The organism is Paenibacillus apii (assembly GCF_011043685.1).
Lineage (GTDB): Bacteria > Bacillota > Bacilli > Paenibacillales > Paenibacillaceae > Paenibacillus_AQ > Paenibacillus_AQ sabinae.
Map to the genome: position 1 here is coordinate 14,494 of NZ_JAAKGU010000020.1, position 12,871 is coordinate 27,364.

15 protein-coding genes are annotated in these 12,871 nt (G+C 50.3%); 11 read left to right on the forward strand and 4 right to left on the reverse strand.

Annotated elements, in window-relative coordinates:
• Positions 1-68 precede the first annotated feature (68 nt).
• The 3 genes from G5B47_RS24760 to G5B47_RS24770 are packed head-to-tail and all read right to left on the reverse strand — an operon-like array spanning position 69 to position 1,172.
• On the reverse strand, positions 69-398 hold the full coding sequence (locus tag G5B47_RS24760; RefSeq protein ID WP_165104083.1) for a helix-turn-helix domain-containing protein: 330 nt from the start codon (positions 396-398) through the stop codon (positions 69-71).
• The gene (locus tag G5B47_RS24765; RefSeq protein WP_165104085.1) at positions 388-873 is read right to left on the reverse strand and encodes a lasso peptide biosynthesis B2 protein; all 486 of its coding nucleotides are present in this window, start codon (positions 871-873) and stop codon (positions 388-390) included. Before G5B47_RS24765 ends, G5B47_RS24760 begins: the two co-directional genes overlap by 11 nt.
• Positions 870-1,172 (reverse strand): lasso peptide biosynthesis PqqD family chaperone, encoded by a 303-nt coding sequence (locus tag G5B47_RS24770; protein ID WP_025333368.1) that lies wholly within the window; start codon positions 1,170-1,172, stop codon positions 870-872. The genes G5B47_RS24765 and G5B47_RS24770 overlap by 4 nt, the downstream gene beginning before the upstream one ends.
• A 284-nt stretch (positions 1,173-1,456) precedes the next feature.
• On the opposite strand from G5B47_RS24770, the gene htpG reads away from it, so the two are divergent.
• The 10 genes from htpG (at position 1,457) to G5B47_RS24820 (ending at position 11,508) form a co-directional block, all read left to right on the forward strand.
• Positions 1,457-3,337 (forward strand): molecular chaperone HtpG, encoded by a 1,881-nt coding sequence (htpG, locus tag G5B47_RS24775; RefSeq protein WP_165104087.1) that lies wholly within the window; start codon positions 1,457-1,459, stop codon positions 3,335-3,337.
• A gap of 555 nt (positions 3,338-3,892) precedes the next feature.
• A complete protein-coding gene (locus tag G5B47_RS24780) occupies positions 3,893-5,077 on the forward strand; it encodes a nucleotidyltransferase domain-containing protein (RefSeq protein ID WP_165104088.1) in 1,185 nt (394 codons plus the stop codon).
• Between the two features lie 187 nt (positions 5,078-5,264).
• Positions 5,265-6,194, forward strand: a complete 930-nt coding sequence (locus G5B47_RS24785; RefSeq protein ID WP_165104090.1) for an ABC transporter ATP-binding protein — start codon at positions 5,265-5,267, stop codon at positions 6,192-6,194.
• 2 nt (positions 6,195-6,196) lie between these two features.
• Positions 6,197-7,318 (forward strand): ABC transporter permease, encoded by a 1,122-nt coding sequence (locus G5B47_RS24790; RefSeq protein WP_165104091.1) that lies wholly within the window; start codon positions 6,197-6,199, stop codon positions 7,316-7,318.
• A 245-nt stretch (positions 7,319-7,563) separates the two neighbouring features.
• A complete protein-coding gene (locus G5B47_RS24795; RefSeq protein WP_165104093.1) occupies positions 7,564-8,496 on the forward strand; it encodes a hypothetical protein in 933 nt (310 codons plus the stop codon).
• Positions 8,496-8,924, forward strand: a complete 429-nt coding sequence (locus G5B47_RS24800; protein ID WP_165104095.1) for a hypothetical protein — start codon at positions 8,496-8,498, stop codon at positions 8,922-8,924. Before G5B47_RS24795 ends, G5B47_RS24800 begins: the two co-directional genes overlap by 1 nt.
• Positions 8,925-8,962: 38 nt before the next feature.
• Positions 8,963-9,736: a PDDEXK family nuclease gene (locus G5B47_RS25420; RefSeq protein ID WP_206107538.1), complete on the forward strand. Its 774-nt coding sequence runs from the start codon at positions 8,963-8,965 to the stop codon at positions 9,734-9,736.
• Positions 9,720-10,316 carry a hypothetical protein gene (locus G5B47_RS24810; RefSeq protein WP_165104097.1) on the forward strand — a complete coding sequence of 199 codons (597 nt, stop codon included), beginning with the start codon at positions 9,720-9,722 and terminating at the stop codon, positions 10,314-10,316. The genes G5B47_RS25420 and G5B47_RS24810 overlap by 17 nt, the downstream gene beginning before the upstream one ends.
• A gap of 151 nt (positions 10,317-10,467) precedes the next feature.
• Positions 10,468-10,920: a HEAT repeat domain-containing protein gene (locus G5B47_RS24815; RefSeq protein WP_165104105.1), complete on the forward strand. Its 453-nt coding sequence runs from the start codon at positions 10,468-10,470 to the stop codon at positions 10,918-10,920.
• Positions 10,921-11,040: 120 nt separating this feature from the next.
• Complete coding sequence (locus G5B47_RS24820; protein ID WP_165104099.1) at positions 11,041-11,508, forward strand: DUF523 domain-containing protein; 468 nt, start codon at positions 11,041-11,043, stop codon at positions 11,506-11,508.
• A gap of 157 nt (positions 11,509-11,665) precedes the next feature.
• On the opposite strand, the gene G5B47_RS24825 is transcribed toward G5B47_RS24820, so the two are convergent.
• Positions 11,666-11,794, reverse strand: a complete 129-nt coding sequence (locus G5B47_RS24825; protein WP_038595543.1) for a DUF4023 domain-containing protein — start codon at positions 11,792-11,794, stop codon at positions 11,666-11,668.
• A 171-nt stretch (positions 11,795-11,965) separates the two neighbouring features.
• Between G5B47_RS24825 and G5B47_RS24830 the strand changes: the two genes are divergently transcribed.
• Positions 11,966-12,820 (forward strand): gamma-glutamylcyclotransferase, encoded by an 855-nt coding sequence (locus G5B47_RS24830; RefSeq protein ID WP_165104101.1) that lies wholly within the window; start codon positions 11,966-11,968, stop codon positions 12,818-12,820.
• The last annotated feature ends 51 nt before the right edge of the window (positions 12,821-12,871 follow it).

Here is a 12,871-nt window from a genome sequence, read left to right on the forward strand (position 1 = left end):
CTCAAAGGCAAATTGCCGGAGAGATGGCTTTTTTTGTGCGGTATTTGTGTGCGGTATTGGGCGGGGGGTTAACGGCGTTCCATCCTCCATTTGTTGTATTCCAGGAAGTCACGGAACTCCCTTTTGCTAATGCCGGAGTGCATCGCTTCCTTAATTAAGTCGTTCCACTCCAGATCAGTCTGCTCGATGTCTTCCTTCTTCGGGTCCGAATGCAGGAATTCTTCCACGGTGATGCCCAGAACCGAGCCGACTTTTTCCAGAAACTGAATGGAGGGATTCTTCTGGATTCCGCGTTCGATCGAGCTCAAATAAGATTTGGCGACTCCGGCTCTTTCGGACAATTCCGTAAGGGAATAATTCTTTTTTTTGCGAAGCTGCTGTATTCGTTTACCAATCATGACTGACCTCCGTAATTGAACTGGTACCCGCAGATTTGGCGAATTTGTCGACTACAACAAAGCGATCCATGACTTCCGCTCCGGAAATATAGTGAGAACCGCTGCGAAGCCAGGCGTGAGCGATCAGTTTTCCGTTCTCGTCTTTGGCCGTCCCTAAATAAAGGGTGCTCCCGATGCCCCTTCTCTCCAGCATTTTCATGCCGGCGATGGCCCTTACCAGACATTTGCTGTCCCATGGCGTGTATTGGCTGACCGTCTGAATGGAGTGGGCCACCCGCCACATGGAGGGAGTAAGCGCCGAATCGCTCTCCCGGCCCGTCTCTTGTCCTCTTGCACCGAGCGACGGCGCCACGTTGGAGAACTTGCGGAAGAGGAGGGTACGGGCCCAGCCGAGCAGTAAAAAGGCTTCCAAATAAGACAAGAGGGCAGTCTTGTCCAAGCTAAGCAGCAACCTGAGCCTTCTAGCCAGCTTCATCCGGCATCCGCCACGCGAATCAAATCTTCTGTCAACAGATGCTGTAAAAAAGGAATGACGTCCTGTTCGCAAATGTCGGCGTCAATTTCATAGATTTGCTGAAGTGCTATGATAATCTCCTGAACAGACCGCGGAGTGCTGATAATGCTCCAGATATCGCCGCCAACCTGTCCGAGGTTATAATACTTTCCCTGTTGTACGCTGAGCATCACTTTTTCGCCATCCATATCGCTGACAATATTGCCCTCGCATTGAACAAGGACGGTATCTATCGATAAAATCTTGGTTTGTTTAATCATGGATCAACCACTCCTTAACCGGGGATTTGGAAGGCAAACATAAAGAAGTGTCATGCTCGGTTATGTTCTTTATAAAGAACATAAAGCTAATTATAAGTTAACATTCAGCTATATTAAAGTCAACTGTCCACAGGGGTATTTTTAGATTCGACTTTGGGATATTGACCTCATTATTTGAATGTGGTATATAAAAATAGGGATTAGCACTCAGATGATTCGAGTGCTAAATTTTCATTACAACGAACCGTTTCTATATGCATTTATATTTTGGAAGGAGACTGGGCATGGTCAAAAAGCAGTTTCAAGCCGAATCCAAACGTTTGCTGGAAATGATGATCAACTCGATTTACTCGCAGCGCGAAATCTTTCTCCGCGAGCTTATTTCCAACTCCAGCGACGCCATCGACAAAATTTATTACAAGGCGCTGACCGACGATACGCTTACGTTCAACAAAGAGGATTACTTCATTAGAATTACAGCCGATAAAGAGAACCGTACGCTGATCGTTTCCGATACCGGAATCGGCATGACGCAGGAAGAGCTGGAGAACAATCTCGGCGTGATCGCGAGGAGCGGGTCGCTCGCCTTCAAGAAGGAGAACGAAGCCAAGGACGGCCATAACATTATCGGCCAGTTCGGGGTAGGCTTCTATTCCGCGTTCATGGTAGCCGACAGCATTACCGTAATCAGCCGGGCGCTCGGCAGCGACACGGCCTTTAAATGGGAGTCCGAAGGCGCGGACGGCTATACGATTGAGCCTGCCGATAAGGCTTCCATCGGCACCGAAATTATTTTGAAGATTAAAGAGAACACCGAAGAAGACAACTATGACGAGTATTTGGAAGAGTACCGGCTGAGATCGATCATCAAAAAATACTCCGATTTTATCCGCTATCCGATCAAGATGGAGATTACCCGCAGCCAGCCCAAGGAAGGCAGCGAGAACGAGTACGAGGAAATCAAGGAAGAGCAGACGGTCAACAGCATGGTTCCGATCTGGCGCAAGAACAAGAGCGAGCTGAAAGACGAGGATTACGAGAACTTCTATCAGGAGAAGCGCTATGGCTTCGACAAGCCGCTGAAGCACATCCATATCAGCGCCGACGGCGCGGTGGTGTACAACGCGATCCTGTTCATTCCGGAGAATACGCCTTTCGACTATTACACGAAGGAATATGAAAAAGGCCTAGAGCTGTACTCGAACGGCGTCCTCATCATGAACAAATGCGCCGACCTGCTGCCCGACTATTTCAGCTTCGTCAAAGGGATGGTCGATTCCGAGGACCTGTCGCTCAACATCTCCCGCGAGCTGCTTCAGCATGACCGCCAGCTCAGCCTGATCGCGAAGAACATCAAGAACAAGATCAAGAGCGCGCTGCTCGGCATGCTGAAGGACGAGAGAGAGAAGTATGAGAAGTTCTTCGGCGCCTTCGGCCGGGGGCTGAAATTCGGCGTGTACAACGATTACGGCATGAATAAGGACACGCTTCAGGATCTGCTGCTGTTCCATTCCTCCAACGAGAAGAAGCTCGTCAGTCTGGACGAATACGTGTCGAGAATGCCGGAGGATCAGAAATACATCTATTACGCATCCGGCGAGTCCATCGAACGGATCGAGAAGCTGCCGCAGACCGAGCTGGTAGCCGATAAAGGCTATGAAATTTTGTATTTTACCGACGATATCGACGAATTCGCCATCAAAGTTCTGATGAGCTACAAGGACAAAGAATTCAAATCCGTCTCCAGCGGCGATCTCGGCATCGATACGGAAGAGCAGGATAAAGCCGCGGAGAACGCGGATACCGAGAACAAGGATCTCTTTGAGGAGATGAAAGAGCTGCTCGGCGGCAAGGTCAAGAGCGTCAAAGCGTCCAAACGCCTCAAATCCCATCCGGTCTGCCTGTCCTCCGAGGGCGAGCTGACGATCGAGATGGAAAAGACGCTCCGGGCGATGCAGAACGCCGGCGATGTCCAGGCCGAGAAGGTGCTGGAAATCAACGTGAACCATGACGTCTTCAAGTCGCTGAAGGATGCGCAGAGCAAGGACAAGGAGAAGCTGGCGCTCTACACGAACCTGCTGTACAACCAGGCGCTGCTGATCGAAGGCCTGCCGGTTGGAGATCCGGTGGAGTTCACGAACGATATTTGCAAGATCATGGTGTAAAATAGGTGAGCATTACTTAAGAGTGAACAGCCGGCTGTAGGCGCTTAGCCAACAGCCGGCTGTTTAGCTTGTACATATGTACCCTCCCTAACTGAAGGACGCGCAGAACAAGGTCAAGGAGAAGTTGGTTTGGCTTCTACGTAGTACCCTTCTTAAGGCAAGGTGGCCGAAGTGGCGGCAGTTGCGAGGAATGCCTGCAGGTGTACATCTTTTTTTTCCATAAGCTTCTCCTCCAACCCCAATGCCTGCAAAGATGCATGCATTACACTTCCATTCTCCTCATTCCGGCGTGTATGCATCCAATGCCTGCACGATCGCAGCTATTTCCTTCTTTCCAAGTAAAATCCGCCTACAAAACCTGCAGGTTTGCAGGAAAACACATGCTCCACCGGAAAGCCGATCCGCTGAGGGGGCCATGAAATTAGACCAGGCGGAATTAGTAGCCTTGTAATGATTAGCAGCCAGCTAATGCAAGAGAGGCATAGAGTTTGACATATTTCTGGCAGCGGTGATACGCTCTCTTCAAAAGACATCGCGGCAGAAGGAGAATTCCCTATGGATGAACGGAATGTGATAGATCACGGGATTTTATCTAAGGAACTATTGCTTCTTCTTGCTCTGCTTGCTACGGACAAAGTTGACGAGATGGCAGACCGGCAGCCGGAGATGTTCGCGGATATCGATTGGAAGGAGTTCATGCGGCTTGCCATGCATCATCGCGTGTATCCTTTTCTATATCCAAAGCTCAGCCGTATGGCCGAAGGGAGGATTCCTTCCGGGCTCGTCCAGTGGCTGAAACAAGAATATTGTAATAATACCGTCCGGATGCTCCACCTCAGCGGCGAAATGGGCAGGGTGGCTGATGTGCTGGCTGACGCGGGCATCCCGGCCCTTTTTCTGAAAGGACCGGTGCTGGCGCAGGCTTTGTACGGCGATATCTCGCTCCGCACATCCCGTGACCTCGATTTTATCGTGCCCCTGGACAAGCTGGCCGAAGCAGAAGCCCTGCTCGTCCGGCACGGCTACGCGGAGGAAGTGGAATTCGAGACGATTCTGGGAGACTGGAAATGGAGACAGCATCACAGGACGTACAATCACCCCGACGTCAACATTAAGGCCGAGATCCACTGGAGGCTGAATCCGGCGCCTTCGAGAGAGCCGGGATTCGGTGAACTGTGGGAGCGGAAGAGGACGAGCGATGCGTTGGGCAGTAATATTCATTATTTAGGGGCCGAGGATTTGTTCCTGTTCCTGGCCGCTCACGGAGCCAGGCACGGTTGGTCCAGACTGCGATGGCTGCTGGATATCAAGCAGCTGCTGCTTCAGCGGCCGGACGGCGGGACATTGACCCGGCTTCTTTACCACTACGGCTACGACGATGTCGGAGGCCAAGCTCTGCTGTTGGCGGCGGAATTACTCAAAGCGCCGGTTGATCCCGGCCTTTCACGTTTGATGGAAAGGCCGAAGGCCCGGCGTCTGGCGCAGCTTGCCATGTTCTACGTGGGACGGATGGTCAATCTGCATAATCCGCCGCTGCCGCCTATAGTGGAGCGGCATTACCGGTATTATCAGCCGGCGATTTTATCTCGCGGCCAGCAGCTTCTATACGCGCTGGGTTTTCTATATCCTTATGCGGCGGATGCAAAGACGCTGCCCTTGCCGAGGCCGCTGCACTTTCTTTACTTCGTTTTGCGACCCTTTTTATGGACGTGGAGAAAAGTATTGGGTGAGGGGAAATGAGCGGCTCGCTCACTAAAAACCTCCAGTTCTATAACCCGCATTTGGCTCATACGCTGGAGCGGGTTATTTTTTTTGCCTACATCTCCGGACCGAGGTTCGAATCGGCTTGCGGACGGTTTGGGCCGGTTCGGCCTTCGGATTATAATAGAGATAAAGTGGCATTAAACGGATAGGGGAGGGATACCGTTTGACGATTCTTGAGGTTAAGAACTTGAAAAAATCTTTCGGCGAGGTCAAGGCTGTTCAGGACATCAGCTTCACGGTGGAAGCGGGGGAGGTCTTTACGATTATCGGGCCGAACGGAGCGGGTAAGACGACAACCCTGGAGATGATCGAAGGCTTGCAGCCGCCGGATGCCGGCAGTATTTCCATTGCCGGATTTTCCTGGGACAAGAACGAGAGCGAAATCAAGACCCGGATCGGCGTACAGCCCCAGTCGAGCGCCTTGTTCGACCTGCTCACCGCCGAGGAGAATCTGGACTTGTTCGCTTCCTTTTACCCAAAGAGCAAATCGACCGCCGAGGTGCTGGAAATGATCAATCTGACCGAGCACCGGAACAAGCGGGTCAAATCGCTGTCCGGCGGCCAACGTCAGCGTCTGGCCATCGGCCTTGCGATGATCAACGACCCGCAGGTGATTTTTCTCGATGAGCCGACCACGGGGCTCGACCCTCAGGCGCGCCGCAACATTTGGGACATTATCCTCCAATTGAAGCAGCTGGGCGCAACGATTATTTTGACGACGCACTACATGGAAGAGGCGGAGAAGCTGAGCGACCGCGTCTGCATCGTCGATCAGGGCACGGTGATCAGCCTCGATACGCCTGCGGCACTGATCGGCAAGCTGACGCGGGAGCGGGAAGTGCGGCTGTCTTTCTTCGATGGGGAAGCTGCGGCGGCGCGGACCGAGCAGGCGCTACGGGACCTTCCGGAAATTGTACGGATGGAGCGGGACGGAGAGAACCTGACGCTCTGGTCGCCGGAGCCGGAGCAGGCGCTTTACGGGCTGCTCGGTTTCACCAAGGAGCAGGGTTACCGGGTCGAGCATGTGTCCATTCGCGAAATGAGCCTTGAGGATGTCTTTATTACCTTCACAGGCAAGGAATGGAGGGATTGATCATGAGCGCAGGCACCCAGCTGAAGAAATTATTTATCGCCCAATTGAAGACGATGTTCCGCGAGAAGGCGGTCTGGTTCTGGAATTTATTTTTCCCGGTTATTCTCATGGTACTGTTTATGGTGATATTCGGCGGAGGCGGGGATGGCGGAGACTTCAAGGCGAAGGTGGCGCTGGTCAAGCCGGCGCAGACCGCGGCCAGCGATTCGCTGGAGGCCGGACTGCGGAAGATTCCGGTCTTCGAGTGGAAGTCGGAGCAGGCCGTGGATAGTGCCCAGGCTGATAAGTGGGTGAAGGACAAGGATGTGGACGCAGCTATCGTTCTGCCGGAGAACGGCAGCGGCGGCGACATCCGTCTGATCGTCAATGCCGAGAATGAGACCAACGCCACCACGCAGGCGATCCGGGGCATTCTGGACCGGTACGTCCAGGAAGCCAGCTTTGCGGCGGCGGGAGTCGAACCGGCTTTCCGGCTGCAGACGTCGTCAGTGTCGAGCGGCAGCAAGGACATCAGCAGCGCGGACTTCCTTCTGACCGGCATGATCTCGCTGTCCATTGCCCAGGCCGGACTGTTCGGGATGGTCGACATGGTTGAAATCCGCAGATCCGGCCTGCTCAAGCGGCTGCGCATGACCCCGATGCGAATGGGGCTCTACGGCCTAGGCGGCATGCTGGTTCGCTTCGTGCTCAGCTTTGTGCAGATTGTCCTGCTGACCGTCATCGGCGTCTTCGGCTTCGGCGCGAACCTGCATCTGAATCTGCCAGTGCTGATTATCGCCTTCTTCATCGGAGTTCTGGCCTTCAACGCCCTTGGCTATCTGATCTCTTCCTTCAGTAAATCCCTGGAATCCTACATGGGTGTGGCGAACATCACCAGCTTCCTGATGATGTTCATCAGCGGCGTCTTCTTCTCCACCAGCAGCCTGCCCGATTGGCTGAAGCCGGTCACCCGGGTGCTGCCGCTCACCTATTTCGTCGAAGGCATGCGGGACGGCATGGTGTACGGTTCCGGCCTGTTTAACGCCGCGTTCTGGAGCGGCATCGGCATCCTCGCCCTGTGGGGCGCGGCGGCGTTCGCCCTCGGGGCGCTGATTTACCGGAAGGCTAAGGTGGAGGTGCGGTAGAGGATTTAGAGGTAATAATTTCATTTCAATTTCATTTCACAGAATAGGGCCGTTTCCTTTTATAAGGGCGGCCTTTTTGCACTGGTGTTTTCCAGAAAAGCGATTCTAATAGCACCAGGTTCAGTATTATTAGGTAGAAGAAAAAATATAGGAAATAAGTAATTGCTCATTAGCCACTCTCATGTGAAAATAGTATTTAGGAAATATTTACATAGGGATAAAGTACCTGAAAAGGAGGGGGAGTTATGGGTTTTTGGAAAAATGTAACTACATTTGGTGCAGCGGGCAGAATCGAACGGAAGGAAGAAGAATTTGAAGATTTAAGAGAGCGGTACGAGAGCCTATATGAACAAATGGAGAATAAGCGACATGAAGTAAACGCGATTCTTCAAGAAGTAATCAAGATAAAAGTAAAAGCGGTAAAGAGTCTTTCAAAAATTAATCAAATCTCTAAAAATTTAAAGGGACGGGAACGAGAATATATTTTTAGAGAAATTGGAAGTGATTTTGAATCAGTCAATTTCAACCAGATTAACAGTACGGTTAGTGCTGGACAAGTGGCTTTGAATGCTACTAAAGGGATTTCAGCTGGTGTAGGATCTGCTTTGGGAGCATGGGCCTTAGTTTCAACGCTTGGAACCGCATCGACTGGAACGGCTATTGCGGGATTGAGCGGGGCGGCCGCAACCAATGCCACCCTGGCTTGGTTTGGAGGCGGAGCTTTGGCTGCTGGTGGTGGAGGGATAGCTGCTGGAACGGCAGTTCTTGGAGGAATAGTAGCAGTTCCAGCTCTCATTTTAATGGGGGCTTTTAGCCACGTTCAAGCGAGTAAGAAAATTAAACAAATTGAACAGGAGATGCACAAAATTTTAAAAGCGATGGATCAAATAGAGGCTAATCTGTTAAATATGAGGTTGATTCAAGACCGTGCGGCTGAACTTATTCCTTCTATTGAGAAGGCGAGGATTGTATTCATTGGGGAATTGAAACGAACACATCGCGAGTTAAACCGCCTGTTTGGATTAGTTAACTTGATCAGATGGTTCAGAAGTAAAGTTTTGAAGAAGAGTTACTACACTGGTGACGATTTGAAAAAGATTGCTTATATCGGAGGAATCGCAACTGATTTTGCGACATTAATTGATACCCCAATTTTTGAAGGAGAGGCGGCTGTATAATGAGTATGATTAGCAAATGGCTAAAGAAAAAAGAGAGCAAAGAACTCTTAACGAAGCTGGAGACTGTGAAAGAATTGATGCCGACGGCCGATATAACTGATTTTTTCAGTAAATTGATGGATACTTATAGCGAGTCACAAATAACAAAACGAGAATTGGCCCAAATACACGCACAAAAGGAAATATTGATACTGGAAATTCAAAATAAATATGATTTATATCATTCGGTCTTCGATAAGGTGTTCGCGGAAAGACGGGTGGCTATCGATAAAAATTTTGAAATAATTGATAAAGGTTTGGCTTCAGGCGATAAAGATTTAATCAGTATGGGGCTGCAGAATTTAAGCAAGGTGGTTTCTTCTAGCCCGTTTGGGAATATCCAGCAGCTTTCCAACATGCTTGAAGGGAATAAGATCATAGAGATTTAGCTTTGAATAACGTCGATCCAGAAAGGAGACCTCGAACATTGATCGCTGAGATCCATAATAAAATTTCAAGCACTGGAAGTAACTTGTCCGACCGACTTGAGGATCAGCTGACCGGTGATTTTTTTGGAGCTATGAGGTATTTACCTTTTCAGTATGGGCTTCGTCTAGTGCTGCATGTGGTTCGGTTTCCGGATCAAGCCTCGGCTGCGACGGGCTGGGACGATTTTTTAAACACAGCTAAGGATTATAAATGTGAGAGCAGATTTTGGTATCGGCATGCCGAAGGGGAAATTGATCTTATCCTGGATCATCCTGAAGCGGTTGTCGGCATTGAAGTGAAATATGGCAGCGGCTTATCGTCGGAGGATGAAGAATCCGATGTCATCATTACGCCGAAGGAAAGTAAACAGCAGTTGGCCCGATATTCCAGACTGCTTGAGGACTACCGGCAGGGTCGTCCGGCTTATCTTGTCTTTCTTGCTCCATTTTCTATTTTGACCCAGGTAGAGTCCAGCATGGAAGGTCGCTCGCTGATTGCAGGGGATGTAAAATTGGGATTTTTGGCCTGGCAGCATGTGCTTGAGGCGCTGCAAGTAAATGATACAACGGGTTTAGAGAAGGGACAGCGTATCATTCTCGAGGATATAAAGCAGCTTCTTTCCGGAAAAGGTTTTGTCCGTTTTAAAGGCTTTCGACCGGGCGGGGGGAGCGTTCCATTGACAGATGAAGCATATATTTTTGGCACAAAATTAAAGCTGCAATGGCCTCTGTGCCAAATAAAGGAGGATGATTACTATGTCTTTAACCGTTGATAAGGGACAAAATATAACCAAAGCGGTGGAGGTTTTAAGAGAGACTTATAAAAATTTGAACCTCCTGTTTAGCGAAATGGACATTGTGGGGAAAGACCAGGGATTTATTCCGCTTACCTCAAAGTTTTTGCGTTGGAAATCGGATACCATTGAAGATGGTTGGCTAACTAGCGATTTTATTAAAATTTATCAATTAGAAAGTGAACCCGCATTTGATAGTGAGAAGCTTTCCGATTTAAAAAACGGGCCTATCTATGCCGTGGAAATTGAATTGGACAGCGAAGGAGGGTATCCCGAAATTACTGCTTCCCGTTATTTATTTGATTTGTCAAAATGGTCCAGAATGCCCGCTGTGTCCGATCACTGGCTTTATCATCAACCTTACCGATTTGATGACAAATTCGAAATTGAAGAAGAAGACGGCGTTTGGAGAAGTACCCCTCGCAAGGCATCGGTATCGAATACTTATTGGGGATTTCAATCTGCTGTTGGCATCAGTTTTCCGCTAATCCATGTTCAAGATGCTGATTCTATAAAGTTAGAGATCTTCCAAAGATTATTGAACTTGCCAGAGGCTTAGCTGAACCAGACCTCTTTCCTTTTTTGAAAACCCGAATGACGTAATTAGCGCTTTCCACGGTCAATGTTGAGTCCGGCTCCCGACTAGGCTAAAATATCCCTATCACAACTTTGATCACAGAAGGGAAATATGCCGTTTGAGTAATGAAGAAATGAATGTTGAGAAAATAACCACCGAAGCAGCGGATAGCGGACTCCCTGAGAATTACGCGGAATTGAAAAAGGCGGCAGGCCGCTCTGCGGATTGGAGAGCCCGTCTGTCCGCGGTCGAGGAGCTGGGGAATTACCCTCACCGGCAGGTTATTGATATTCTGTCGCGCCTGGCCGAAAGCGATCCGGTCTATACCGTGCAGGAAGCGGCTTACCTGAAGCTTAAAGCACTCGGCGAGAATGTGGCGGCGCCTTCCAAGAACAAGCCCGAACTGTTCAAAGGCATCACCAAAATTCTGCTGCGAATCAAGAAAAGCCTTCCCCGGAACCATACTTATAAGGAGTTCAAGGAAAAGCTGAAGAAGATGCGGATCGACGTGTACGACGCCTATGAAGGCGAGAAGGGCGAAGACTTCGACAAGTGGCTGGAGAGCAAGTGGTCTTCGGTAAAATAACTTGGCCAGTCCCAAAATAGGGACGAGCCGACAGTGAAGGAGCAGCTCCGGCCTGCGGTTAGGCTGGGGATGTGCTCTTTTTTTGTTATCTATATGATCTGAAAAAAGGAGGAGGCCGCCATGATTATCGTCAGCGCTTGCCTTGCCGGTGTTGAATGCCGGTATGACGGATCACATAATGTGCAGGAGAAAATTAGGCAATTGGCCAGTGAGAACAAGGTTGTGCTTGTCTGCCCCGAAGTGTTCGGCGGTTGTCCCACGCCGCGCGAGCCGGCCGAGATTGTGGGAGGAACCGGTGAAGATGTTTTAGAAGGACGAGCCAAGGTCATTGACCGGTCTGGAAAGGATGTTACCGGACTCTTCGTAGCCGGGGCCTATAAGGCGCTGGAAACCGCGCGGGAGCATCAGGCCACACTCATTGTTTTAAAAGAAAACAGCCCCTCCTGCGGCAGCAGCATGATTTATGACGGCCGGTTTGCGGGCCATAAAATCCCCGGCGAGGGCGTAACGGCCGCTCTTTTGAGGCGGGAAGGATTCAAAGTGATTTCTGAGAATCAGTTTGAGTCGGGAGAATATGATGCCTGGTAACCGCTGCGCCTCCGGGTTCATTCGGGCATTTTAAGCGGCTTACCTTATATGAAGCAAAAGCGCCCCGGTCATCCATGCCCGGAGCGCTCTTTTTACGCAGGGTCCATTACCATTGGGGTTGCCGTAACTTTTTGGCGCTTAAGCCATGGGCGGGATGCTATTTGTTCGTGCTGTGCTGCTTGTTCTGGAGCTTGCTGCCTTCATTGCCTTTTGCCCGGTGCTTGTTTTTCTCGTCTTTTTTCTGAGTGTCGTGCAGCTTTTCCACAAATTCATGGGTGCTATCCATGGCTCTCCTCCTTTAGGCGATAAGCATGGTATTAATGTAACCCGTTTACCTGTAAACCATGTGCTTTAAACGATCCGGGTAGGTCATTTTGGTCCTTCTGAATCTTTTTCTAGTAAATGGTATGATAGAGAGACAAGAAACAATAGATTCGGCAGGAAGGGAAATAGGGATATGGAACTTGTTTTTGTATATGGTACGTTGCGGCAGGGTGAGTTAAATCATCATTTAATGAGCGGCGCGCGGTTGATCGCGCGGATGGCGCAGATCCAGGGAGTATTAATGGATACGGGGCGGGGCTACCCGGCTGTGGTACAGGAAGACTCTGGCGTTGTGGCGGGCGAACTGTATGAAGTATCGGCGGAGATGCTGGCGAGGCTGGATGAGCTCGAGGATTTTTACGGCCCGAAGAACCCGGCGAATGAATATGAGCGGATCAGAACGGCTGTGACGACGGATAGCGGGCAGCGGGAAGCATGGGTATATGTATATTTGAAGCGGGAGCATGACGTCATTGCCCAGGGAGACTGGAAGCTGCATTTGCTGAGGCAGAATTCCCATGTACTTTATTTTGCCTATGGTAGCTGCATGGACTTGGAAAGAATCACACTGGCAGGAGCGGCAGAATGGTTTGCGGATGTGAGAGGCCGCGGGGCAGCGGACGGGTTCAATCTTCAGTTTACCTACCGGGCCAAGGATGGCGGCCGTGCCGATCTCGTCGAGGACGGGGGCAGAACGGAGGGCAAGCTGTACAGGATACCGACTGAATGTCTGGACAAGTATTTGTATCTCCGGGAAGGTGTGAACAGCGGAATGTACCGACCGGCGGTTCTAAGTCTCCAGTGCGAAGACGGAAGTGTGCAGGATGCGGTGACGTTTCTGGTTGTGGATAAAAATCCCGAGATGTCCCCGCCGGGACACTACATGCGGGAAATTTTGCGCGGAGCGCGCCCGATTGTCTCTTCAGAATATTATGGGGAGCTAGAAGAGCGGTTCTGGACGAGCTATGGATTTCGGCTGGAGGAGTAATTAAGGTCCTGAAACAATATTTAAAATAATGCTTGCATTAGTTTTGTGTCC

Excerpts from the sequence above, each read along its gene's own strand:
- G5B47_RS24760 (WP_165104083.1), bottom strand. The coding sequence starts at position 398 with ATGATTGGTAAACGAATACAGCAGCTTCGCAAAAAAAAGAATTATTCC.
- G5B47_RS24765 (WP_165104085.1), bottom strand. The coding sequence starts at position 873 with ATGAAGCTGGCTAGAAGGCTCAGGTTGCTGCTTAGCTTGGACAAGACT.
- G5B47_RS24770 (WP_025333368.1), bottom strand. The coding sequence starts at position 1,172 with ATGATTAAACAAACCAAGATTTTATCGATAGATACCGTCCTTGTTCAA.
- htpG (WP_165104087.1), top strand. The coding sequence starts at position 1,457 with ATGGTCAAAAAGCAGTTTCAAGCCGAATCCAAACGTTTGCTGGAAATG.
- G5B47_RS24780 (WP_165104088.1), top strand. The coding sequence starts at position 3,893 with ATGGATGAACGGAATGTGATAGATCACGGGATTTTATCTAAGGAACTA.
- G5B47_RS24790 (WP_165104091.1), top strand. The coding sequence starts at position 6,197 with ATGAGCGCAGGCACCCAGCTGAAGAAATTATTTATCGCCCAATTGAAG.
- G5B47_RS24795 (WP_165104093.1), top strand. The coding sequence starts at position 7,564 with ATGGGTTTTTGGAAAAATGTAACTACATTTGGTGCAGCGGGCAGAATC.
- G5B47_RS24800 (WP_165104095.1), top strand. The coding sequence starts at position 8,496 with ATGAGTATGATTAGCAAATGGCTAAAGAAAAAAGAGAGCAAAGAACTC.
- G5B47_RS24810 (WP_165104097.1), top strand. The coding sequence starts at position 9,720 with ATGTCTTTAACCGTTGATAAGGGACAAAATATAACCAAAGCGGTGGAG.
- G5B47_RS24815 (WP_165104105.1), top strand. The coding sequence starts at position 10,468 with ATGAATGTTGAGAAAATAACCACCGAAGCAGCGGATAGCGGACTCCCT.
- G5B47_RS24820 (WP_165104099.1), top strand. The coding sequence starts at position 11,041 with ATGATTATCGTCAGCGCTTGCCTTGCCGGTGTTGAATGCCGGTATGAC.
- G5B47_RS24825 (WP_038595543.1), bottom strand. The coding sequence starts at position 11,794 with ATGGATAGCACCCATGAATTTGTGGAAAAGCTGCACGACACTCAGAAA.
- G5B47_RS24830 (WP_165104101.1), top strand. The coding sequence starts at position 11,966 with ATGGAACTTGTTTTTGTATATGGTACGTTGCGGCAGGGTGAGTTAAAT.